The organism is Undibacterium sp. Dicai25W, assembly GCF_049340505.1.
GTDB classification, from domain to species: Bacteria; Pseudomonadota; Gammaproteobacteria; order Burkholderiales; family Burkholderiaceae_D; genus Undibacterium; species Undibacterium jejuense.
The window spans coordinates 62,370-84,436 of the sequence record NZ_JBMPOQ010000015.1; the positions used below are offsets into that span (position 1 = coordinate 62,370).

General features: G+C 45.8%; 21 protein-coding genes. 7 read left to right on the forward strand and 14 right to left on the reverse strand.

What is annotated here, in order from left to right; genetic code table 11:
- Window positions 1-127: 127 nt before the first annotated feature.
- The gene (locus tag ACO0KY_RS15245) at window positions 128-1,585 is read left to right on the forward strand and encodes a coniferyl aldehyde dehydrogenase (protein WP_423047437.1); all 1,458 of its coding nucleotides are present in this window, start codon (window positions 128-130) and stop codon (window positions 1,583-1,585) included.
- Between the two features lie 23 nt (window positions 1,586-1,608).
- Here ACO0KY_RS15245 and ACO0KY_RS15250 read toward each other — a convergent pair whose 3' ends face one another.
- Together ACO0KY_RS15250 and pyrF are read right to left on the reverse strand one after the other, a co-directional pair.
- Window positions 1,609-2,466 (reverse strand): HDOD domain-containing protein, encoded by an 858-nt coding sequence (locus tag ACO0KY_RS15250; RefSeq protein ID WP_423047439.1) that lies wholly within the window; start codon window positions 2,464-2,466, stop codon window positions 1,609-1,611.
- A gap of 197 nt (window positions 2,467-2,663) precedes the next feature.
- Complete coding sequence (pyrF, locus tag ACO0KY_RS15255) at window positions 2,664-3,485, reverse strand: orotidine-5'-phosphate decarboxylase (RefSeq protein WP_423047441.1); 822 nt, start codon at window positions 3,483-3,485, stop codon at window positions 2,664-2,666.
- Window positions 3,486-3,634: 149 nt separating this feature from the next.
- Here pyrF and ACO0KY_RS15260 point away from each other — a divergent pair, with 149 nt between their 5' ends.
- Both ACO0KY_RS15260 and ACO0KY_RS15265 read left to right on the forward strand, forming a co-directional pair.
- Window positions 3,635-4,096 carry a MarR family winged helix-turn-helix transcriptional regulator gene (locus ACO0KY_RS15260; RefSeq protein ID WP_423047443.1) on the forward strand — a complete coding sequence of 154 codons (462 nt, stop codon included), beginning with the start codon at window positions 3,635-3,637 and terminating at the stop codon, window positions 4,094-4,096.
- Window positions 4,097-4,270: 174 nt separating this feature from the next.
- Complete coding sequence (locus ACO0KY_RS15265) at window positions 4,271-4,690, forward strand: organic hydroperoxide resistance protein (protein WP_423047445.1); 420 nt, start codon at window positions 4,271-4,273, stop codon at window positions 4,688-4,690.
- A 101-nt stretch (window positions 4,691-4,791) separates the two neighbouring features.
- Here ACO0KY_RS15265 and ACO0KY_RS15270 read toward each other — a convergent pair whose 3' ends face one another.
- On the reverse strand, window positions 4,792-6,270 hold the full coding sequence (locus ACO0KY_RS15270) for a DEAD/DEAH box helicase (RefSeq protein WP_423047447.1): 1,479 nt from the start codon (window positions 6,268-6,270) through the stop codon (window positions 4,792-4,794).
- A gap of 509 nt (window positions 6,271-6,779) precedes the next feature.
- Between ACO0KY_RS15270 and ACO0KY_RS15275 the strand changes: the two genes are divergently transcribed.
- Both ACO0KY_RS15275 and ACO0KY_RS15280 read left to right on the forward strand, forming a co-directional pair.
- A complete protein-coding gene (locus ACO0KY_RS15275; RefSeq protein ID WP_423047449.1) occupies window positions 6,780-9,008 on the forward strand; it encodes a TonB-dependent receptor in 2,229 nt (742 codons plus the stop codon).
- A 43-nt stretch (window positions 9,009-9,051) separates the two neighbouring features.
- On the forward strand, window positions 9,052-9,738 hold the full coding sequence (locus tag ACO0KY_RS15280) for a Fe2+-dependent dioxygenase (protein ID WP_423047451.1): 687 nt from the start codon (window positions 9,052-9,054) through the stop codon (window positions 9,736-9,738).
- Window positions 9,739-9,748: 10 nt separating this feature from the next.
- Here ACO0KY_RS15280 and ACO0KY_RS15285 read toward each other — a convergent pair whose 3' ends face one another.
- Window positions 9,749-10,198, reverse strand: coding sequence for a response regulator (locus tag ACO0KY_RS15285; protein WP_423047453.1), 450 nt, complete (start codon window positions 10,196-10,198; stop codon window positions 9,749-9,751).
- A gap of 344 nt (window positions 10,199-10,542) precedes the next feature.
- On the opposite strand from ACO0KY_RS15285, the gene ACO0KY_RS15290 reads away from it, so the two are divergent.
- On the forward strand, window positions 10,543-12,111 hold the full coding sequence (locus ACO0KY_RS15290; protein ID WP_423047455.1) for an oleate hydratase: 1,569 nt from the start codon (window positions 10,543-10,545) through the stop codon (window positions 12,109-12,111).
- 50 nt (window positions 12,112-12,161) lie between these two features.
- On the opposite strand, the gene ACO0KY_RS15295 is transcribed toward ACO0KY_RS15290, so the two are convergent.
- From ACO0KY_RS15295 to ACO0KY_RS15320, 6 genes are all read right to left on the reverse strand, one after another.
- Entirely contained in the window at window positions 12,162-12,668 is a 507-nt protein-coding gene (locus tag ACO0KY_RS15295) for a GNAT family N-acetyltransferase (RefSeq protein ID WP_423047457.1), read from the reverse strand.
- A 73-nt stretch (window positions 12,669-12,741) separates the two neighbouring features.
- Window positions 12,742-13,557, reverse strand: a complete 816-nt coding sequence (locus tag ACO0KY_RS15300; RefSeq protein ID WP_423047459.1) for a c-type cytochrome — start codon at window positions 13,555-13,557, stop codon at window positions 12,742-12,744.
- A gap of 41 nt (window positions 13,558-13,598) precedes the next feature.
- Window positions 13,599-14,198 carry a carboxymuconolactone decarboxylase family protein gene (locus ACO0KY_RS15305; protein ID WP_423047461.1) on the reverse strand — a complete coding sequence of 200 codons (600 nt, stop codon included), beginning with the start codon at window positions 14,196-14,198 and terminating at the stop codon, window positions 13,599-13,601.
- Window positions 14,199-14,369: 171 nt separating this feature from the next.
- Window positions 14,370-15,365 carry an ABC transporter substrate-binding protein gene (locus ACO0KY_RS15310; RefSeq protein ID WP_423047464.1) on the reverse strand — a complete coding sequence of 332 codons (996 nt, stop codon included), beginning with the start codon at window positions 15,363-15,365 and terminating at the stop codon, window positions 14,370-14,372.
- An 81-nt stretch (window positions 15,366-15,446) separates the two neighbouring features.
- Window positions 15,447-16,835, reverse strand: coding sequence for a sensor histidine kinase (locus ACO0KY_RS15315; protein WP_423047466.1), 1,389 nt, complete (start codon window positions 16,833-16,835; stop codon window positions 15,447-15,449).
- Window positions 16,819-17,493 (reverse strand): response regulator, encoded by a 675-nt coding sequence (locus ACO0KY_RS15320; protein WP_186913175.1) that lies wholly within the window; start codon window positions 17,491-17,493, stop codon window positions 16,819-16,821. The genes ACO0KY_RS15315 and ACO0KY_RS15320 overlap by 17 nt, the downstream gene beginning before the upstream one ends.
- 180 nt (window positions 17,494-17,673) lie before the next feature.
- Here ACO0KY_RS15320 and ACO0KY_RS15325 point away from each other — a divergent pair, with 180 nt between their 5' ends.
- Window positions 17,674-19,029 (forward strand): 2-hydroxycarboxylate transporter family protein, encoded by a 1,356-nt coding sequence (locus ACO0KY_RS15325; RefSeq protein WP_423047468.1) that lies wholly within the window; start codon window positions 17,674-17,676, stop codon window positions 19,027-19,029.
- A gap of 122 nt (window positions 19,030-19,151) precedes the next feature.
- On the opposite strand, the gene ACO0KY_RS15330 is transcribed toward ACO0KY_RS15325, so the two are convergent.
- The 4 genes from ACO0KY_RS15330 to ACO0KY_RS15345 all read right to left on the reverse strand — a co-directional run bounded on the left by ACO0KY_RS15330 (window position 19,152) and on the right by ACO0KY_RS15345 (window position 21,780).
- Complete coding sequence (locus ACO0KY_RS15330; protein WP_423047470.1) at window positions 19,152-19,349, reverse strand: hypothetical protein; 198 nt, start codon at window positions 19,347-19,349, stop codon at window positions 19,152-19,154.
- 39 nt (window positions 19,350-19,388) lie between these two features.
- Entirely contained in the window at window positions 19,389-20,039 is a 651-nt protein-coding gene (locus tag ACO0KY_RS15335; RefSeq protein ID WP_423047472.1) for an SOUL family heme-binding protein, read from the reverse strand.
- 91 nt (window positions 20,040-20,130) lie between these two features.
- On the reverse strand, window positions 20,131-21,375 hold the full coding sequence (locus ACO0KY_RS15340) for a class I SAM-dependent methyltransferase (protein WP_423047474.1): 1,245 nt from the start codon (window positions 21,373-21,375) through the stop codon (window positions 20,131-20,133).
- A 78-nt stretch (window positions 21,376-21,453) separates the two neighbouring features.
- Window positions 21,454-21,780 (reverse strand): BON domain-containing protein, encoded by a 327-nt coding sequence (locus tag ACO0KY_RS15345; protein WP_423047476.1) that lies wholly within the window; start codon window positions 21,778-21,780, stop codon window positions 21,454-21,456.
- Window positions 21,781-22,067: the final 287 nt, after the last annotated feature.

Here is a 22,067-nt window from a genome sequence, read left to right on the forward strand (position 1 = left end):
AAAGCAATTAATGATACGTTGATAGAAAAAAGGCGTATTCTTTACATTTTCCCTCGAAGTATCGCCAATAATTATTTGCAAAAAGCGCCACCTTTATTTGTACCATTTTTCAGAAAAGAAAGAATCCATGAACGCGCCTGAATTAAATCACCGGTCTTACGCCATACCTGCCGAATTCAGCGAATGTTTTGATTTGCAACGGGCTGCCTACCTTGCCAACCCCTACCCTGATTATGCAAGCCGCCGCGCAGATTTAGAAAACTTGGCACGCTTACTAAAAGAGAATAAGGATGCATTGGTCGCAGCAATCAACCAAGATTATGGTAACCGCTCGAGCTTTGAAACTTTGTTTGCAGAATTTTTCGTTGTGCTGCAAGAGATCAAAGATAATCTCAAACACATGAAAAAGTGGATGCAGCCACAGCGTCGCCATATCGACGTCTTACTGTACCCGGGCTCTAAAGTCGCTGTCATACCGCAACCATTGGGGGTGATTGGTGTCATTGTTCCGTGGAATTTTCCGCTCAATTTATCGTTTGCTCCTTTGGCGGCGATCTTTGCTGCGGGCAATCGTGCAATGCTGAAGATGTCAGAAAACTCTGTGCATCTGGCACGCTTGCTCATTGAAATCACACCAAAGTATTTTCCGCCAGAAAAGCTGCAATTCTTTGAGGATGGAGGTGGCCGTGGGCCGGCATTCTCATCGCTACCGTTTGATCACTTATTCTTTACAGGCTCTGGGCAGACAGGTCGGGCTGTCATGGCGAATGCGGCCCGCAATCTGACGCCTGTTACTTTGGAATTGGGTGGGAAATCCCCTGCCGTAGTAGCGCCCGATTTTCCCTTAGCAACAGCCGCCGATCGAATTATCTGGGTCAAGGCCTTTAATGCAGGTCAGATTTGTACCAATGTCGATTACGTTTATCTGCCCGAGGGCAGCGAGGAAGCATTCACAGCCGAAGCCAAACGACTAGTCGCAGAACGCTATCCGGATATCAACCATCCTGATTACACCTCGATCATCGATGAACGCTCGTATTGCAGGTTAGAAACAACCTTAAATGACGCGCTGGACAAAGGAGCACGTGTAGTTAATTTGTTTGAATCTGTTCACTCTGCACAGCCAGATCGTGCACTACGCAAATTCCCGCTCACGCTGGTATTTAACGTAACAGATGATATGGAAATCATGCAGCGAGAAATTTTTGGCCCGCTACTCCCGGTAAAAACCTATCAACGGCCACAAGAAGTCGTCGATTACGTCAATGCACATGATCGGCCGCTGGCCTTCTATCCATTTACAAACGATGCTGTGCTTTTGGATTTTTATCTGAAACGAATTATGTCGGGCGGTGTGTCGGTCAACACGGCTTTATTACACGTCGCTCAGCACGATATTCCGTTTGGTGGTGTAGGTGCAAGCGGTATGGGCCATTACCATGGCTACGAAGGGTTTACGACGTTTTCAAAAATGCGCCCCGTGTTTTATCAAGGGCGATTTTCTGCGATCAAATTAATGATGCTGCCACCGTACGATAAGAAAGCCAATAAGTTGATCGCGTTGATGATTAAATTATTTGGCTGATCCGGTCACATCAACAGGGCAGCTTAACTAATTGCTTTCATCACCATGGTTAATTCAACTCTGGTGTCTTGCAACAGTTTTTCGATATTTTCCTGATTCACACCGAGTAGCAGCAAGCTCGGCGGAACTGCGGCCCAATCAAGCTGGTCAATATTTTCAGCGACAAAGTGGGCGTCCAGGAAATCTGCGGTGGCCAGCACATCGGTCAGGTTCGCTTTGACTCCGCGTCCGGGAATGTACCCACGGTGATTAAGAACTGCATTGCGAATATCCTCAGAGATATCCCAATCTTCCAGAATTGCACTCCCTATGCTGGCATGCCATTGATCAATCAAGTCCCAGAGGATCTTATCCGTCGTAAATAATGCCTGGAAATGATGCGCACGATTCAAGATATAAAACTTGCCGATGTCATGTAGCAAGCCCGCCAACATGGCTTTATCTGCGCTCAATTTGGTATGCGTGCGCGCAATCACCATCGATAAAGCAGCAACCCGTAAACTACGTCGCCATAAGCCATCCATTTGCGTCGCTAAGTTACCGTTGAATTTATTTTCTGCAAGTTGTTTCATGCCAACGGCGATAGCGACATTGCGTACTGCTGCAAAACCTAACAGCATCGTCGCCGCACGTAAATCACTGATAGGACGCGCTTGTGGATTGAATGCTGCGGTATTACTCAGATGTAAAACTTTGGCCGACAAAACCGGTTCACTACCGATAATACGTGCAATCAAATCATTTGATATATCAAGCTGGCTCAAGGCTTTCCTGATTTTCATGGTAGCCGCGACCGACGTCGGGAAGATTAACTTTTTATTTGACAGCTCTGTGGAAAAATCTTCCAAAAAGGCAAATTCATTCATCTTATTGTCACTCATAGCGGGCTCTCATTGATCGTCTGGTCTGCCTTCTAATTTTTTTGATATGCTATCAGGATATACATCTTCGAGCTCTAGTTGTGAATTAGTAGCAATTTAGTTGATCTTTGGTTGATCTTTGGTTACACGATCAAACTCGCGAGTGACGGTGGCAGCATACGCTGATTTTACAAGTCTTCACTCGCAAGCTTTCGAGATTAATTCCGATACTGATTAATAGCGTCTCGAGTTTCTAAAGCAATACGACGTGCCGCATCTGCGTAATTTTCGTCTCCTATCGCTTTGGCATACAAAATAGCGCGAGAAGAATTGATCATCATTCCGTTACCATTATTTGTTTTGCCGGCATGTACTGTAGCGGCAATATCACCACCCTGGGCACCAATACCTGGGACCAACAAAGGCATGTCGCCAATAATGTGTCGTACCTGTGCCAGTTCGTTCGGGAACGTCGCACCTACGACCAACGCGCATTGGCCGTTGACATTCCATTTATCGGCAACCAATTGCGCCACATGTTGGTATAAAGGTTTACCGCCTACATCTAAAAATTGCAGATCTGAACCACCAGCGTTGGAAGTGCGACATAAGACAATCGCGCCTTTGTCTTTCCATTCCATGTATGGTGCGACGGAGTCAAAGCCCATGTAGGGGTTGACGGTTACCGCATCAGCCTCATAACGTTCGAAAGCTTCACGCGCATATTGTTCAGCGGTAGCACCAATATCACCACGCTTGGCGTCGAGCACTAACGGAATCGTCGGATAAGTCGTTTTGATATAGCGGCAAATTTCTTCCAATTGATCTTCCGCACGTAAAGCTGCAAAGTACGCAATCTGTGGCTTGAAAGAACAAGCCAGATCGGCGGTAGCATCAATGATGGCTTTACAAAAGCTCAGGATCGCATCTGGTTTGCCTGCTAATTCAGCTGGGAAGCGCGTTACATCGGGATCAAGGCCTACACACAGTAAGGAATGATTGCCGGTCCATGCGGCATTGAGTTTTTTGATAAAAGTCACGATTACCTCTGCATTTTCATTTTTTTGGAATATCGACATTATACCGTGGGGCACCGTCAGCAAATGCTGCAACCGTTCAGCTTAAATTTGATTATCATGTCATAGTAGACTTTGGAACGATCACTATTCACTGAAAAATCGGCAATTTTATGACCAAAAAAACAACAAAAGAGATCAATTTGCTCGCACTGGAAAATCAAATCTGTTTTGCGCTGTACTCCACTTCTCTCGCACTGACCAAAACTTATAAACCTTTGCTGGAACAGCTCAATCTTACCTATCCACAATATCTGGTCATGCTGGTACTGTGGGAGCAAGACGATGTGCTGGTGAAAGATATCGGGAATGCCTTGTTTCTTGACTCAGGCACCCTGACCCCGCTATTAAAACGCCTCGAAGCATCGGGTTTATTAATCCGTCGCCGTGATGAGGCGGATGAACGTCAGGTTAGAATTGTTCTGACTCAGGAAGGCAAACAATTACGAAAAGCCGCCAGCACGATTCCGCCAAAAATTTTGTGCGCCAGCGGGCAGACGCAAGAGACATTGGTCGCCCTACGCCAGCAACTTTCAGAATTACGCGACCAGTTACATACTGAATTTAACGAATAAGCCGTGCCATCATTGATGGCTTAAATAGTCAAAAAAAGAGACTACGCTATCGACTCCATAGAAAAAATCAATCAAAATAATGAAATATTAGATTGCACGCAATTTAATTGTGCACTATTATTAATCCATCGATGCAGCCAGTCGTTTTTTTAAATTTCATTACCGGAGAATTCCATGCAAGTACTTTACACAGCAAATGCAACCGCAACCGGCGGCCGTGATGGTCGCGCCACATCCAATGATGGTCACCTCGATGTCAAGTTGACGACACCAAAAGAATTAGGTGGTGCAGGTGGTGACGGCACCAATCCTGAGCAATTATTCGCAGCGGGTTATTCAGCTTGCTTTATTGGTGCAATGAAGTTTGTGGCATCGACTGCAAAAATAGCTTTGCCTGCAGACGTTTCAGTAAATGGTCTGGTCGGTATTGGTCCCAATGGCAAAGGTGGCTTCGGTATTACCGTTGCGCTCAATGTTTCCTTGCCAGGCATGGACAGAGCAGCGGCACAAGACTTGATCAATAAAGCACACGAAGTTTGCCCATATTCAAACGCAACTCGCGGCAACGTGGAAGTGACGATTACTTTGCTGTAATTCATTTGTAGCTTGCAAAAAAAAGAGACCGATTTAATCGGTCTCTTTTTTATTCTAACTTTCGTTACAGCAAGGCCTTTCATACCAAGACCTCATTGCAATCAGACTTTCGGTGTGCCGCCTAACAGGAATGCACGTTTTTGTGGCTTGGTGGTCGTGTTACCAGTTGAACTAAGGCTATTTGCTGGAATAGCCACCGGTAAAGTACTGGCGCTAGGCTCATACGGTTTGAGAAACCATGGATCAACCTTCTCTCGTGGCGCTTGAAAACTGCGTCCCGATTTTTCTGGTCTATCTGTCCCGCTACGATCTGTGCGATCAGAACGATCACGTGAATGACGCGCGCGCTCAGGTACCTGTACAGAAGTCGCCACAAAACCAGCCAGCGTCAAACGCACAATTTTTTGTTTGATCAGTTTTTCAATATCGACCAGCAGACGCTCGTCCTGATCGGTATGCAGCGAGATCGCATCGCCCTTTGCACCGGCACGACCAGTACGTCCAATACGATGAACATAGTCTTCAGCGTTATATGGCAGGTCGTAGTTAATCACGCACGGCATTTCAGAAATATCCAGACCGCGTGCTGCGACGTCGGTAGCAACCAAGACTTCGACTTCACCGCGCTTGAAATCTTCCAGCGCCAACATACGCTCAGATTGCGATTTATCACCGTGAATTGCAGAGGCTTTGACACCCTGCTTCACCAAATGCACGGCCAGACGCGAAGCACCGATTTTTGTATTAGAAAAGACGATGACTTGTTTCAAACCACGTTCACGGATAATGAAAGAAACGGCATCGCGTTTTTCATCTTCAGCAACTTTATACAAAATCTGCGTTACGTTATCAGCTGTCGCATTGCTACGCGCAACTTCTATCGTTTGCGGATTATTTAAAAAGCTTGCTGCCAGTTTTTTGATTTCTGGCGAGAACGTCGCCGAGAACATCAAATTTTGTCGCTGTTTAGGCAGTAAATTAATAATCCGCTGCAAGTCTGGCAAGAAACCCATATCCAGCATGCGATCGGCTTCGTCCATGACCAGTATCTGTGTCTGCGACAAATTAATCGTTTTCTGCTGCACATGATCCAGCAAGCGACCGGGCGTCGCAATCACAATTTCAACACCGGAACGCAGGATGGCAGTTTGCGGCGCCATGTCTACGCCACCAAACACCACGGTCGAACGTAGTGGCGTAAAACGCGAGTAGGCTTTGACATTTTCCGCTACCTGATCCGCCAGTTCGCGGGTTGGCGTCAGGATCAATGCCCGTACAGGATGACGCGCTGGAGAAGCACTGCTGCTGGCATGCGCCAGCAAACGTTGAATGATAGGTAAAGAGAAGCCAGCGGTTTTACCGGTACCAGTTTGCGCAGCACCCATGACGTCTTTGCCTTGCAAAACAACAGGAATCGCTTCCGCTTGAATCGGCGTCGGGTGTACATAACCCTGCTCAGACAAAGCGCGCAAAATTTCAGGAGCCAAACCAAAATCTTCAAAACGAGTAGTGGCTATAGGCGTGTCTATGAGGGTCGGGCTGGCAGCGCCCTGAACAAGGTCGGACTTTATATCAGTCATGTATTCTATGGTGGGCCTCCCGCAAGCCGCACAGGGAACCAGCAAAATTACCGGCATCACCTCTATCTGCGACAATCTAAGGAGAATAAGCGTAGGCTAAGAAAGCAGAGATTATATTACAAATCAAGGGCTTAGAGCAAACAAGTGATTTTACTCTGGGTTCTGCGTTTAACACGGATGCAATCTCTTCCCCGATCTCAGTCTTAACCCGTATCTGATTGCGTGAAGCACAGCGTAAATCCCCCCCAAGGGCGCGCACCAGACTGGAGTTTAGGATGCATTATTTGCATCACTCTTTACTTCGACGAGCAAAAATAGCTTAACCAACACAGCGTAACTATCAAAAAATACCCTTCTTATCAACTTAATATCTCAAAAAATTTATTCTTCAGATTTTTGCACTAAATTAGCAAATACAATTGATAACAATTCTCATTTGCATTAAAATTGTAACTTAAAGTAGCCAGCCGCCAACTTTCCTCTCCGTTGAACTCACATAGAAAGAAACCATGGATCGTCGCACTCCTATTGCCGCCGCATTGATTACTTTGTTCGCACAACCAGTCACCACATTCGCCCAGGCAACGTCCAGCGCACCAGCTACACAGCAAAATAAAAGCAGCTTGCCAGAAATCAACGTACAGGCCAGTCAAAATGATTTTGCACCCGGTGCTGTTTCTTTAAGCAAATTGCCTGCCGACCTGCGAGATGTACCGCAATCAGTCACAGTCGTAAACAAAGCACTCATGCAATCGCAAGGTGCCAATTCAATGGCAGAAGCCTTGCGCAATGTTTCTGGCATTACCTTGGGTGGTGCAGAAGGCGGACAAATCGGTAACAACGTCAATCTGAATGGGTTCTCTGCAAGAACCGACGTGTATTTGGACGGTTTCCGCGATCGTGGGCAATACTACCGTGATACTTTTGCGCTGGATTCGATTGAAGTATTGATGGGGCCTTCATCGATGTTGTTCGGTCGCGGTTCAACTGGTGGCGCGATCAACCAAGTGACCAAAAAGCCTTTCCTCAAGAACCAAACTGAATTGACGGGATCCGTCACCAGCAATGGTCTGGTTCGCTCCACTGTCGACTTCAACAAAGTGACATCTGACACCTCTGCTGTACGTATTCTGGCAATGGCGCAAGACGGCAATGCCACGACTCGCGATCAAACCAAACTGCAAGATTTTGGTTTCGCTCCCTCAGTCAAATTAGGCATAGGTACGCCAACAGAAATCACCTTGTCTGCCCTGCTGCAACACAATCACGACATGCCAGATTATGGCGTCGGTCCACTCAACGGTCGCCCTGCGCCAGTGGATCGCAATACGGCGTATGGTTTCAACGACGATCATACTGATTCTGATATCGCTGCATTAAACAGCACTATTGTGCATAAGCTTAACCCACAAACAACATTGCGTAATCAAACGCAATTCAATTACGTCAGCACAAAAGCTGTCGAGACAGCGCCAAATACAATAGGTACGGTAGGACCAAAAGGTTTCACGCCTTTGCCCGTCTCTGCGATGAGCAATTTACCTCTATCTAACTTATACGAACGTTTACAAAGCCATGACCGTAACATTCGCGACTATTCAATTTTCAATCAAACTGAATTATCAACGACAGTCACTAGCGGCGCCTACAAACACAACCTGTTAGCAGGCCTGGAACTTGGTCACGATGGTTACGATAATCAGAACTTTTATAGAAATGGTTCATGCAACGGTGTTCCCCTCACATCGGCAACGGCGACCAGCGGCTTTGTTGCTTGTGTACCGTTGATCAATCCCAATGCGGGCAACTCACCAACGAATGTTGCCAGCAAAGCAGGTAATCGCGCCGGTGGTTCATCTAACACAGTAGCCACTTATATCAACGACACGCTGGAACTCAATCCATATGTGAAATTGGTAGGTGGATTACGCTATGACAGATTCAGCGCCAGCATTACTAATTCCATCAATTCCAACAATACCGCAGGAAGCACAACGTTGCCGTCGGCTGACCAAACCATAGGATTTACCAGCGTCCGGCTTGGTAGTATCTGGCAACCTGACGCGCAGCAATCTTACTATGCATCCTACGGTACTTCGTTCAATCCATCTCTGGAACAATTGACCGGTACAGTAGGCCAAACCAATCTTGCGCCAGAAAAAAATCGTTCCTATGAGTTGGGAGGTAAATGGGATTTATTGAACGGAAATCTGGCATTAAATTCAGCCGTTTTCCAAATTCAAAAAGAAAACGCCCGTAGCCAGATCAGTCCTGGCGTGTACAGCATGGATGGCACAGTGCGTGTCAATGGCTTCAGAGCTGGTGCTAGTGGTTTGCTGAGTAAAGGTTTACAACTCGCCATGAATTACACCTATCTCGATGCCAAAGTAGTAGCGGCATCAGCAGCAGATGGTACGCTGGGCAAAATCCCTGCCAACACACCACGTAATACGCTCACTGCATGGACGACGTATGAATTCGCTCCACATTGGGAAATCGGTGGTGGCCCGGTACATATGTCGCAGCGTTATGCCAGCGGTGCGAATGTCGTCAGCGTCCCCGGTTACACACGCTGGGACGCAACCATGGCGTATAAGCAAAAAAATTACGACGTTCGTCTGAACGTGTTTAATCTGAGCGATAAGATGTACTACGATGCTTTAATTCCATCCGACGGCGGTCGCTCAGTGCCAGGCACTGGTCGTAGCGCGATGCTGTCGGTGGCGTATCGTTTCTGATCACACATTGTTCATCGTTTTCTGCATTCATTAAAGGTCGACCATGTTGATTCATATTCCCGGCGTATTAGATACCAACACGTTAAATACCGTACGCACGATGCTGCTACAGGCGGGCGACGCCTGGGTGGATGGCCGCATCACGGCTGGCTATCAAGGTGCGCCAGTAAAGTTGAATCAACAAATCGACGAACGTTCCGAAGTGGCGCACCAATGCCAGCACATTGTGCTATCCGCATTGGAACGTAACCCGCTGTTCATCAGTGCAGCGTTACCGAATGTCGTTTATCCACCGATGTTTAACCGCTACGGTGAAGGCATGGGATTTGGATTACACGTCGATGGTAGCGTACGCTTACATCCTCATAATGGAAGTAAGCTGCGCACTGACGTCTCTGCCACGCTGTTTCTGGCAGAACCTGATGAATACGATGGTGGTGAGTTACAGATTGCCGACACCTATGGTACACACAGCGTAAAACTGGCTGCGGGAGACATGGTAGTGTATCCCTCCACCAGCTTACATCAAGTAACAACGGTCACTCGCGGCATCCGCTTAGCGTGCTTTTTGTGGGTGCAGAGTCTGGTCAAAGATGACGGCCAACGCAGCTTATTGTTTGATATGGATACGTCGATTCAAACGCTCAATCGCACCCAGGCTGACGAAACCGCGCGCCGCAGTTTGGTAGGCTGTTACCATAATCTGCTGCGTCAGTGGAGTGAAACCTGATTTAGGTAATCTACGTTCTCATTCGGTTCTGTGGCCAAACACGTGGAAAATCGATGGTTACGATATGCAGCTTTGCAAGCATCTTTTCCAACTTTTTTAAAAGGCTCAATGCATTTATAGGCCGGACGATATAGTCGTCTGCTCCAGCATTTGCCGCATCAAGAATATTCTTTTTGCTTGCATGAGAGCTGCACATCAAGATCGGTAAATGATTTAACTCTGGGTCACCACGCAGTGAACGAATCAAATTCAAGCCATCCATAAGTGGCATGACAAAATCGGTGATAATGAATTCGATAGGTGCGCCAATATACTTAGTGGTATTTAACGTCCGTAATGCCATTTCACCGTTTTCCGCTTCCGATACTCTGACAAAGCCGATTTCTTTTAAAAGGCTAACAATCAAAGACCTCAGATTTTGCTCATCGCTGACCACCAGAAAATGAAGTTCTGTATCCATGAAGATAATACCTTCCAGCTCTCTCTGGAACTGAGAGCATTTAAATTTTTAATAATCACGTTAAAAAGAATATCGAAAATAGATTATTGATGTCAGTGCGGTGAACAACAAACGGCATCGAAAAAAATGGCTTTAAGTTGCGTGTATATGTTCACTTCCTCTGTACCCCAAAAAAAATTCCTCCCGCCACTATAAGCACATTCCACGGCTCAAAACAATGTGCCAGCGTTAGCTCGTTTAATATCGGCAGTTACACGCCGCCTTATGTTTGCCAGCGTACTGATCTTTGCGATCGTATGAAATAACGTCAGTCACTTAGTCCACTGCAACAGAAAGTATTTATCATGACTTCAACACGTAAAGCTTATTTCGTTGGCGGCGGAATCGGCTCACTGGCTGGTGCTGCATTTTTGATTCGCGACGGCGGGATGGCAGGCAATCAGATTTCCATCTTTGATGCGGCTTCGGTCATGGGCGGCAGTCTGGATGGCTGCGGCGACGCGGTCAAAGGCTATTCTATGCGTGGCGGACGTATGTTGACCACGGATAACTACGAATGCACCTGGAATCTTTTCAAATCTATCCCATCACTGACACTCTCAGGTAAAAGCATTTTTGAAGAAACCGCAGAATTTAACGAAAAACATCATTCCAACGCGATGGCACGTCTGGTCGACAGCCGCCGCGCCAAAGTACCGGTTAAATCGATGGGTTTCTCAATCCATGATCGTGTTGAGCTGCTCAAACTAGCGAGTGCTGACGAAGAGGCATTAGGCAGCAGCCGAATTACCGATCACCTATCGCCAGAATTTTTTGAAACTGAATTTTGGTATATGTGGGTAACGACTTTTGCCTTTCAACCCTGGCATAGCGCGGTCGAATTCAGACGCTACCTGCATCGTTTCCTGATGGAGTTTGTACGCATCGAAACGCTGGCGGGTGTAAAGCGCACTGTATTGAACCAATATGATTCTCTGGTCGTACCTTTGCAACGGTGGCTGGAAGCACAAGGTGTTCATATGATTTCTAACTGCCTGGTAACGGATCTGGAATTCAAGAACGATGGCGATAACATCGAAGTTCTCGGTCTGCGTTACTTACTGAAGGGTCAGACCGAGACCTTGCAATTAGAAGATGGCGACCTCACGTTTCTACAAAATGGCTCTATGACAGACGCCTCAAGCTTAGGTTCTATGACTGCCGCACCTGCCAAATTAAAGAAAACACAAAGCGGCAGTTGGTCTTTATGGGAAAAAATCGCCGAAGGAAGACCCATGTTGGGCAATCCAAAAGCCTTCAATAGCTGCGTCGCACAATCAGATTGGGCATCATTTACGGTCACTTTAAAGGACTCAGCTTTCTTTGACCAGATGCACAACTTTAGTGGGAATGAGGCAGGTACAGGGGGATTAGTTACATTTAAAGATTCGAACTGGCTTATGTCTATTGTGCTGGCACACCAACCGCATTTTGCCAACCAAACTCCAGACGTGTTCGTATTTTGGGGTTATGGATTATTCCCAGACCGTATCGGCAATTTCATTCCCAAGGCAATGGCTGACTGTACAGGTGAAGAAATACTTCAGGAGCTTTGTGGGCATTTACGCTTTGACTTTGATACGGTGCTCACGGCAAACTGTATTCCATGTCGCATGCCCTACATCACGAGTATGTTTATGCCACGCGCCCAAGGTGACCGGCCGCTGCCGGTTCCACACGGGACTAAAAATTTCGCCTTCATCAGCCAGTTTGTTGAGATTCCGCTAGACACCGTTTTTACGGTGGAATTTTCAGTACGCGCAGCACAAATGGCGGTCTACGAATTACTGGGTATCACCACACCTATCCCACCCGTAACTCCTCATGACAAATCGCTGCATACACAATTTGAGGCCTTAATCAAAGCGCTGTGACAAAATGTATTACGTTTTGTCATTTTAAACCTCACAAAAAGGCCTGCACATTATCGAGAAGTTGAAGAAATTGGAATAATCGGAATAATCGGAACAATCGAAACAATCACTTTCGACATAAACACGCTGTTTGGGTCTTCAGCATAATCTGCAAATGGCCCACAGTATTCAAAGCCAAAACTCCGGTACAAGTCACGCGCAGGTTCGAAGAATTTGATAGAACCTGTTTCAAGACTGAGTCTGGAATAATTTCTTTGACGCGCTTCGTCGATTAGATGCTGCAGTAATTGTCTGGCAGCACCACGCCGGCGCAAATTGCGTGGCGTGCGCATGGATTTGATTTCGGCATGCAGCGTATCAAGCTGCTTGAGCGCAATACATCCTGCCAGCTGATTTTCATCCCAGATAGTCCAAAAGGTAATGCGTGGATCTCGTAAAGCTTCGAGGTCAAGCGCATGTACGCTTTCAGCCGGGCTATTGGCATACATGTCTTGTAAATGTTCTTCCAGCAAGGCGCGAATTTCATCACCGTGCAAATCATCGATACGGATTTTCATAATTACTTTCTTATTTCTAAATTTTTGCGCTAGATAAAAACGACGAAGTATCAAATTTGTATGATGAGCATGATTAATATCTTGCATCTTTGGGTTTATCACCGTTTGGCCAGTCCAAAGATTTTTTGGAATAAACCGGACGTATCTGGTGCGTGAAGTACTCGGCAACGTCAATCGCTTCCTGATCAGTCAGCGTTTCACCTTGCCCCAGCGGCATATTATGTTTGACAAATGCAGCGGCGGTATATGTCCTTGCCATACCAGCGCCATCATTAAATGAATCAGGCCCCCAGAGCGGCGGAAAAGTATAGGTCTTTTCCGTTTTACTACCCTCCCCCTTTTTACCATGACAACTCGCGCATTTTTCCTGATAAATACTTGCCCCGCTCTCACTGTTTGGTTTCAATTTCTGATTGATCGATATAAAACCCCGACCGACAATGCTGGTACCAGTTGGGACACCTGTTGAAAGCCAACGCATATAAGCGAGAATATTATTCATTTCCGGAGAAGCAAAATCTAATGGTTTCCCATTCATCGAACGCTCGAAACAATCGTTAACCCGTTCTTGCAAAGAAATCAGTTTGCCGCTGCGCGCCCTGTACTCGGGAAACACACCCCAGATACCAAGCCAAGGTGCAGCTCCCGCTACTGTTCCGGCTTGCAAATGGCAATTCGCACAATTGAGACCATTGCCTACATTCTTCGGCAATAACTGATTGGTTTCAGTCAGGATTTTTTTACCCATACGAATGGCATCACCACTGACTCCACCCGGAATACTTGATTCTGGTGGAATAAGTAGCGATTCTGTCGCATGTGCGATTTGAAAACAGCAGCCATCAATCAACACCATTGCTGCTATGAGCGTACGGAAGGTTGTCATCATTCAGTTGGCCGTTATAGAGGTTATGTCTGCTCAGGTTCGAATTATTGAGGAAAGCGCTCAAGTTTTTTGCCATCAGCAGGTATCTGATACTCGGCGACATTCAACTCCATTGCTAACAAGGTGTAGTAAGCAACGATACCTGTTAAATCGACGGTGCCTTTTTTGCCAAAGCGACTTTCCACGCGCTTAAAAGTCGGTTCTGATACCCGCTTGTTATGTTGGAGTTCAATACAAAAATCATAGACCATTTCTTCATCGGCACTCATCACGCCCGGACGACGACCGTCTGCAATGGCGTCAACAATTTCTTTTTTTAGACCGGCTTTTAAAGCAATAGGTTGATGAACATACCATTCATAATCCTGAGTCCATTCGCGTGCCGTCATTAAAATGGCTAACTCGCTGAGGGTGTTTCCGATCGCAGATTTGTAGCGCAAATAGTCGCCCATAGAACGCGCTAGTGTCATCACTTGAGGGCTGTGCATCAAAGGTTCAAAAGGACCAAAAACGGGGACTTTACGATTTGCTTCAAAATCTTGCGCTGCCTGCTTTTGTTCATCGTTATAATTTTCTGGAGCGATTGTCGGTAAGCGATCGGCAGCGTACGCACATGTAGTAATGCTTATCAGCGATGCCAGCATAATTGAATGTCGAATTTTTATATCTTACTCCCTAAAAAAATCAATTCCTTAAAGACAAAGTTCTATATCAAACGATGATAAATATTTTTTAAGTAACAGCAATCGATCTTAAATTTCGTATTCTAAATTGAATCCTGAAGCACTGATTCTACGACAATTTACCTCAACTACTTATTTGGGATTGGAAATGAATTCGTTTGTAAACGTATTGTTGAGATTAATGTGCTTACCATAGAGGGATTTATCATAGTCGCGCAAAACTTTGAGCACCGTTTCTGGTCCACCCTCAGGCATCTTGCCGTCAGCAGTAAACATTTCCTTGCTATTTTTTAAAGCAAGAACGTAGTTTTCTTTGTCGTTGGCATAAAAGGAAGCGGGCATTTGATCGCTGATTTCGGATGCGCTATGCGTTTGAATGTAGTTGAGCGCCTTACCCAAAGCGATGACGATTTTTTGCACCTCGTTGCGATGTGTTGTCACCCATGCGTTGGGCATATAGAGACAAGCCGCCGGATAAGCCCCGCCAAATACAGCTTGTGTTTCTTTGATACCACGTAAATCGAGCAATACTGTCGCTCGGCCAGCAGAGGTAAGTCGTGAAACAGTGGGCTCACTAGAAATACCGGCCTGCACCCGCCCTTGCATCATTGCGTTTATAAAGTTATCGCCCGATCCAACGGGCAGTATGTTGATTGCATTACTTTGAATACCTGACTTTTGCGCAAGATATCGAATAATCGTATTGGTCGACGATCCTAAACCGGTCACACCAAATGAGCGCCCCTTAAGCTGCTTTAAAGAGGTAATTTCTTTTGCACTTTTTTCAGCAACCAGGATAGCCTGCCCTGGTGTTTGCGTAAGCTGAATCACGGATTTCACTAATTTACCGCGTGCCTGCAAACTAATCGTATGATCATAAAAACCGATCACACCTTGTACTGAGCCAGACAATAATTCAGTCTCTGCATTGATGCCATTGCGGTCAGTCAAAAACTCTATATCCAGCCCGGTCTCGGCAAAATAACCAAGCTGTTCGGCAAGTTTCACCGGCAGATAAATTTGCTTTTCTATGCCTGCAACCACAATGCTGATTTTTTCGCCTGCGTAGGCCATCGCACAGCCCAGGTATAAAAACACTGGCAGCAATAGCTTAAAACAAAATGTCATGTCGTTTCCAAAACAGAAAATAGGTGCTCTTTGAAGAAGACTAAATCTTTACATTATTATAGCAACCGGCCGGTATGATTTTTACTGAGTAGGGAATCTGACCTCAACTTGAAGACCACTACCTTGATCTACACCAGTTAATCGTATCGACGCTGACAGAGAATCACAAATACTCTTGGCAATCGCCAAACCAAGCCCGGAGCTATTGGATTTTTCTTCATTCACACGATAAAAACGCTCAAACACCTTTTCGCGGTGCTCGGGTGCAATTCCCGGTCCATTATCGATGACACGTAGCACGGCTTGCTGATCTTCCAATACAAGCGTCAACGTAATCATGCCACCAGCATGGATGTGCTGTATCGCATTATCAACTAAATTAGCAATTAATTCTCTGAGCAGGTAAGGACTGGCTCGGATACAAACGCTTTCATCCAATTCGTCAATGCCCAGATCAAGCCCTTTCTGTTGCGCCAGCAAGGCCATATCGACCACCACTTGCTTGACCACTTCTGACACATTCAATAACTTACCCTGGCTCGCATTGGATTGATTTTGTTCTGCCGCCGCCAGAATTAATAGCTGATTAATGACTTTACTACCGCTTGCTATCGTTGATTTAATATCAGCAAGCACTTGCTGCTGTTGAACGCCGTTGGTCGGATTTCTTTTGGCAAAATCAACTTGAGAATTAATAATCGAAAATGAAGTCCGCAACTGATGTGCCGTATTCGCGACGAATTGTTCATAAGAAGACAGGGTCTTGTTGAGTCTGGTCACATAGTCATTGATAGCAAAAATGACCGGTTGCAACTCACTGGGCGTATCATCAACCGACAAACTCTCGAGCGAACCAGTAGGACGTCGCATCAGTAACTCACCAAACTGAATTAAAGGCTGCATCATCCATCGCAGAGCGATCATCAAGCCCAAAATAACGATGGCCAACAAAATCAAGTGTTCACGTATGGTTCGGACAAACAGACTGCGTCTGAACGCGTGATGGCTATTGAGCGTTTGGGCAACTTGCGTAATGCTGGTTTCATTACCAACGCCATTGGCCAACATCTGCTCATAGGCAATGACGCGCACAGCTTCGCCTCGTATGGTGGACAGATAATAATATCCTTGCTCCATTTGCAGGGTGCCGGTATAGGGCAGCAACTCTTCATTTCCCGCGACTAATTTACCGTTACCTGTGCGAACAGTGAAGTAAATATGATCTATATATTCATTCGAAAACAACTCAAACGCGGCAGGCGGAATTCTGATTTCATAATTATCATCCACTTTTTCTAATTGCTCAGAAATTGTCCTGGCAGAGCCTTTGAGCAGCTGTTCCTGAACCAAAGTAGCGATACGATCTGCATCATGATAGCCCATGAGAAAATCTACAAATGAAATCAACACCGTAGGCAAAAATACCCAAAGCGCAAGTTGTGTTTTTAAACTTTTAACTCTGAGTTTCATATGTCAACATGTAACCCAGACCGCGTAGAGTGATGATTTGTGCACCTGAGTGTTCGATTTTTTTTCTTAATCGAACGATATAAATTTCCAAAGCTTTGGGCGACACAGTATCTTCAAGAGTGAACAAACTATCCGTCAGATCTTTTTTGGAAACAGTCGTATGTGCATTGCGGATCAGCGCTTCCAGAATCGCATGCTCACGTGGTGTGAAGCTTAAATCTTTTCCATGTGCATTAAAAATCTTCGCATTGCTATCGTAATTTAGCGTGCCACAACTAATCACTGGGCTCGCTTTGCCTTTTGATCTTCGCAACAATGAACGCAGCCGCGCCTCAAGTTCCTGGATATCAAATGGCTTGGCGATATAGTCATCGGCACCCAAATTGAGGTTTTCAATCACGTCACTGAGCGTGTCGAGCGCGCTGATGATCAGCACCGGCACTTCATTGTGTTTTGCACGCAAATTCTTTAATAAGGTCTGACCTTTGATGCCGGGCAGAGTCAAATCAAGCAAAATCGCATCGTAGACCTGGGTTAATAAAAAATGCTCAGCATCTTCACCAGAAAATGCCTGTTCGACCGCATATCCCGACTGCGTCAGTAATTTGGTAAGCCATGTGGATAGCTCACGGTTATCTTCTACTAAGAGTAATTTCATGGACGTAAGAGTAAAGCATTTTGATACCGACTGTCATCCTCGTGGTTTTTTTTCACAAACCTGTGGTTGAAGGCTTTTAGAAGGGTGCGTTGCTATACATTTCCATCTCAATGAGAGCAGTTCCAATTTCTGGTTTTTTTGAAATCAGAAAATGACAAATACAAAAATACAGGAGACACAATGAAAGAAGTAACGGCAGCCCCTTTGCAAGCAGGACTAAAAACCGGACTTAATGAAGATAAATTATGGCCTCATGCGTGGTGGAAACTCATGGAACACCGCGTGGGAGTCATTCCACTTCCAATTTATTGCTTGCTGCTTGCTCTGATCGTTGGATTTGTGTCTAGCGGTAAGGTACCCACGGATATTTCGGTATCAATCGCTATTTTGGCCGTCGGTGGATTTACGTGCGCAGAATTCGGTAAACGCTTACCAATTGTCCGCCATATTGGGGCTGCAGCAATTTTTGCTACGTTTATTCCCTCTTATCTGGCGTTTAACCATCTGATTCCAGATCTGGTTTTAAAAAATGTCGTCGAGTTCACCAAGACCAGTAATTTTTTATATCTTTTCATCTCGTCAATTATCGTTGGCAGTATTTTGAGTATGGATAGAACAATTCTGGTCCAAGGATTCATCAAAATTTTCATCCCGCTGGCGGCAGGTACGGTGGTTGCCAGCATTGTCGGCACTTTGGTAGGCACCGCCTTAGGCCTTGGCACTTTTCATACTTTCTTTTACATCGTCGTACCTATCATGGCCGGCGGTGTTGGTGAAGGCGCAATTCCATTGTCAATCGGCTATTCTGGAATATTGGGACAAGCGCAGGGTGACGTTTTTGCCCAGGTTTTACCTTCCGTTATGTTAGGTAGTCTGACGGCTATTTTGCTGGCAGGCGCTTTGAATTTCGTTGGTAAAAAATATCCGCATTTGACCGGTGAGGGTCGTTTGCAGGAAGGCGATACCAGTGATTCTATGACTAGCGAGGAATCAATACCAGCGAACGTCGATATTGCACATATTGCAGCGGCTGGTGTCACCGCTATTTCACTCTACATGGTCGGTCTCATGTGCTTTAAGCTCTTTGAGTTTCCTGCTCCAGTCGCAATGCTGTTCGTGGCGGTGGTGTTTAAATTATCCCGTGCAGTTTCACCACAGCTAGAGCAAGCATCATTCGCGGTATATAAATTCTTTTCCACTGCAGTCACGTATCCGCTTTTGTTTGCTATCGGTGCATCGATGACACCCTGGGATAAGCTGGTCGCTGCGTTTCACATATGCAACTTAATCACAATCATTGCCACCGTAGCGAGTTTGATGACAACTGGATTTTTTGTCGGGCGACGTATAAAAATGTACCCAATCGAAGCAGCGATCGTTAACGCTTGCCATAGCGGTCAGGGTGGCACAGGTGACGTGGCCATTTTAACCGCATCGAATCGTATGCAACTCATGCCGTTCGCACAAATTTCTACCCGCATAGGTGGTGCAATCGTGGTCACGCTTTCTTTATTGGCAATGTCTCAGCTGAAGTAGCTCCCGTCTGTTAAGCCTTCGCGACACCCAGATGAAAAATGCATGAAATATTGCATTGAGTTGTATGGCTGACTGTATTGCTTATACCAGTGATAGAAAAGTGATGCGGCAGATCAGTCGTGTCACTTTTTTGACGAAGTGATTTTCTTCTTTAAACTTCTGTCTGCCGTTGACAAGGCAACGGCGACTGCCTGCTTCACCGCTTGCATTTTCGTACGGGGATGACTGGTGCCTATGTGACCTGATTGCTTCCATTCGTCGACGATAAGTTTGATATTTGCACTGACCGCTGCTTTGCTGTTACTGTGATTGAGAGGCATAGTAGATTCCCCGTTCCCATTTAACTTTATTAGACTTTGCTAAGGTTGCGGTAAGCGCAACCAGATTTCATTGCGCCGCATAAACCAAGGCTTGAACGGTGGATCATAACGCGAATAAATTGCTTCTCCCTCCCATGCCAACTTGGCCGATTTCAGTGCATTCTCCAGCAAAAGCAAATGTTCGTTGTAATTGGTATCTGACCAGAAACCGGAATAACGAATCACTGCGAAACGGCAAGGCTTTACTTGGCGAAGTTTAATACGGGGGTCAAGTGGCTCTGGAGCGTTAGCTAAAGTAATATCTTTAGGCAAAACGAATTGCACTACGAATCCAGCAGATGTCGTAGTTTGAATAACCGGTGCTGTCATCGCTAGCTTCTCGGGCTTTACTGGTTCTGCTGTCTGCGTCACTGGTGCTGTCATCTCTAGTGTACGCTTGCCTTTGTTTTGACCAAAAATGTAAGCAGCTAAAATCGGAAACGCCCGATTTCCCGCCTGATCAGCAGGACCATCAACGACCACCTCGGCAACCATATACGCTGCGTAATCCCGGATTTCGATACCGTTCATTTTCTCAACGAGCTTGAAATCAGGTTCTTCGGTAGCGTGACTGGGCATAGGAAAAATAAACAAAAGAAACAAGGGTAAGAATAGATAATGCCAGACATTAACGCTGATGACATTCTTCACTTTTAGAACTCCCATTAAAATTGCAGAACCATAAGGTATTACCTGCCCCAATGAAATCTGTGTTTCATCAACGAGCTCATGTCACCACGGTCTATGTGGCTTGGGGCATTGCGCTGGATTTCTTCAATGGTACACGACCATATCGATGGCCGTCAGGTAAGGACATCCGCTGCGGCAGACGCCCGGCTTTAACACAAACAACCTGAAACAAAGAAATCCAGTCCTGATTGAACGCATAAGCACAACCTGCCAGATACACGCGCCATATCCGGTAACGTCTGTCGCCTGATATTTGTTTCACTTTGTCTGCATTGGCTTCGAAACGCTCCACCCACAGCGTACATGTCTGTGCGTAATGGCTACGCAAATTTTCAATATCAAGTACTTCCAGGCCACCTTCTTGCATTGCTTTTAATGCCAGACCAATGTGCGGCAATTCACCATGCGGAAACACATATTTTTCGATAAATTCGCCGTTACCATAAGGTGTCTCGCCACTCTCCGCGTCAGTCGAGGTAATGCCATGATTCATGACGACACCATCTTCCGCCATCAGAGAATTGATTTTAGCAAAATAGTCAGGCAAATTACGGACGCCGACATGTTCAAACATGCCAACGCTCGTGATTTTGTCAAACGTCCCTTGAACATCACGATAATCCTGCAAACGAATATCAATCAGATTGCTTAAACCTAATTTCATCACCTGCGTGCGGGCGAAGGATGCCTGATTTTCTGAGAGCGTAATTCCTACACATCGCGCACCATAATGTTGAGCCGCATGTATCACTAATGCACCCCAGCCACAGCCAATATCAAGGAGCGTATCACCGGGCTGCAGGTGGATTTTTTGTAAAATCAAATCCATCTTTTTTACTTGCGCTAAATTTAAATCTTCATCGCCATTTTCGAAATAGGCACAGGAATACACCAAATTTTCATCGAGCCATAATTGATAAAATGCATTCGAAACATCGTAGTGATATTGAATTGCCGCTTTGTCTTTGTCTTTACTACGTTGCATTTTTCGGATGATACGTGAAAATTTCCCCTCAAGCTTTAAGGTCCCGGAGGCAAGCGCGTTGCCAACAGAGATGATCGCGCCAGGCTTGCCTTCTACATCGATCTTACCGTCAACATAGGCAGCACCAAGATTAGAGAGAGACGGCGTGAACAAGCAAGTTAAAGCAGAGACATGTGGAACCCGGACGATCACTTCCGGATGCAAATGACTCAAATTTAAATGCTGACCATTCCACAACTCAACTCGTAAAGGCAGTACCAATTTATCGCGGATGCTCGCTGCCCAGTGCTCCAGTTTTTTTTCCCAAAACATTGATGATCTCCAGGCTTTGCTAATGCGAATGTTGAAGCATCCGATAAATCTATCGATGCCATGCGAATTTTCAGGTCGTCAATAATCTGTCTTGATCGTGATATGGTTTTTGACGGCTCTGACACCGGCGGTATCGTGTGCAACTGCTTCTGCTTTATCAATCAACGTCTGCGTTGGGGCGCTGCCACTCAGCCAGACAACACCCTTATTATCCGTTTCCACCTTAATACTCGCAAAGCTGGAAACCTTATCTGCCACCAGCTTTGCTTTGATCTTCGTGGTGATGATAGAGTCTTTGACCAGGTTAATGGGGTGATCCTGATCAGCGTCATCTGCATACACCGCAGACACCGGAACCAGCGTGCATGCGACCCAGATACATAAAGCGCCAAATTTGAGGTTCATCACTGCTCCTGATACGTTTGAAGGGAATTTGATCTTATCCAAAGCGCCGAAGAACAACTGTTCGGTATAGCACTTAAAATTTAATGTCAAATTGAACGTCAGGCGAGATTTACTGAAGGATTTTCTTAACTTTAATGAATCACTTTATAATTGTCAGTATTTGTACACTGCACTTAGGTCTATTGATCGGTCCGTACTTGGAAAAAGTACTTAGAAAGTAAGCCAATCCCACAGATAAGATAGAGCCTCGGTATGTGAAAAGGCGCCGTTAAACAACGTATTGATAA

Coding starts and splice junctions, on each gene's coding strand:
- ACO0KY_RS15280 (WP_423047451.1), top strand. CDS start 9,052: ATGTTGATTCATATTCCCGGCGTATTAGATACCAACACGTTAAATACC.
- ACO0KY_RS15270 (WP_423047447.1), bottom strand. CDS start 6,270: ATGACTGATATAAAGTCCGACCTTGTTCAGGGCGCTGCCAGCCCGACC.
- ACO0KY_RS15330 (WP_423047470.1), bottom strand. CDS start 19,349: ATGCCTCTCAATCACAGTAACAGCAAAGCAGCGGTCAGTGCAAATATC.
- ACO0KY_RS15290 (WP_423047455.1), top strand. CDS start 10,543: ATGACTTCAACACGTAAAGCTTATTTCGTTGGCGGCGGAATCGGCTCA.
- ACO0KY_RS15250 (WP_423047439.1), bottom strand. CDS start 2,466: ATGAGTGACAATAAGATGAATGAATTTGCCTTTTTGGAAGATTTTTCC.
- ACO0KY_RS15300 (WP_423047459.1), bottom strand. CDS start 13,557: ATGATGACAACCTTCCGTACGCTCATAGCAGCAATGGTGTTGATTGAT.
- ACO0KY_RS15320 (WP_186913175.1), bottom strand. CDS start 17,493: ATGAAATTACTCTTAGTAGAAGATAACCGTGAGCTATCCACATGGCTT.
- ACO0KY_RS15245 (WP_423047437.1), top strand. CDS start 128: ATGAACGCGCCTGAATTAAATCACCGGTCTTACGCCATACCTGCCGAA.
- ACO0KY_RS15315 (WP_423047466.1), bottom strand. CDS start 16,835: ATGAAACTCAGAGTTAAAAGTTTAAAAACACAACTTGCGCTTTGGGTA.
- ACO0KY_RS15340 (WP_423047474.1), bottom strand. CDS start 21,375: ATGTTTTGGGAAAAAAAACTGGAGCACTGGGCAGCGAGCATCCGCGAT.
- ACO0KY_RS15275 (WP_423047449.1), top strand. CDS start 6,780: ATGGATCGTCGCACTCCTATTGCCGCCGCATTGATTACTTTGTTCGCA.
- ACO0KY_RS15305 (WP_423047461.1), bottom strand. CDS start 14,198: ATGCTGGCATCGCTGATAAGCATTACTACATGTGCGTACGCTGCCGAT.
- ACO0KY_RS15345 (WP_423047476.1), bottom strand. CDS start 21,780: ATGAACCTCAAATTTGGCGCTTTATGTATCTGGGTCGCATGCACGCTG.
- ACO0KY_RS15260 (WP_423047443.1), top strand. CDS start 3,635: ATGACCAAAAAAACAACAAAAGAGATCAATTTGCTCGCACTGGAAAAT.
- ACO0KY_RS15310 (WP_423047464.1), bottom strand. CDS start 15,365: ATGACATTTTGTTTTAAGCTATTGCTGCCAGTGTTTTTATACCTGGGC.
- ACO0KY_RS15325 (WP_423047468.1), top strand. CDS start 17,674: ATGAAAGAAGTAACGGCAGCCCCTTTGCAAGCAGGACTAAAAACCGGA.
- ACO0KY_RS15295 (WP_423047457.1), bottom strand. CDS start 12,668: ATGAAAATCCGTATCGATGATTTGCACGGTGATGAAATTCGCGCCTTG.
- ACO0KY_RS15265 (WP_423047445.1), top strand. CDS start 4,271: ATGCAAGTACTTTACACAGCAAATGCAACCGCAACCGGCGGCCGTGAT.
- ACO0KY_RS15285 (WP_423047453.1), bottom strand. CDS start 10,198: ATGGATACAGAACTTCATTTTCTGGTGGTCAGCGATGAGCAAAATCTG.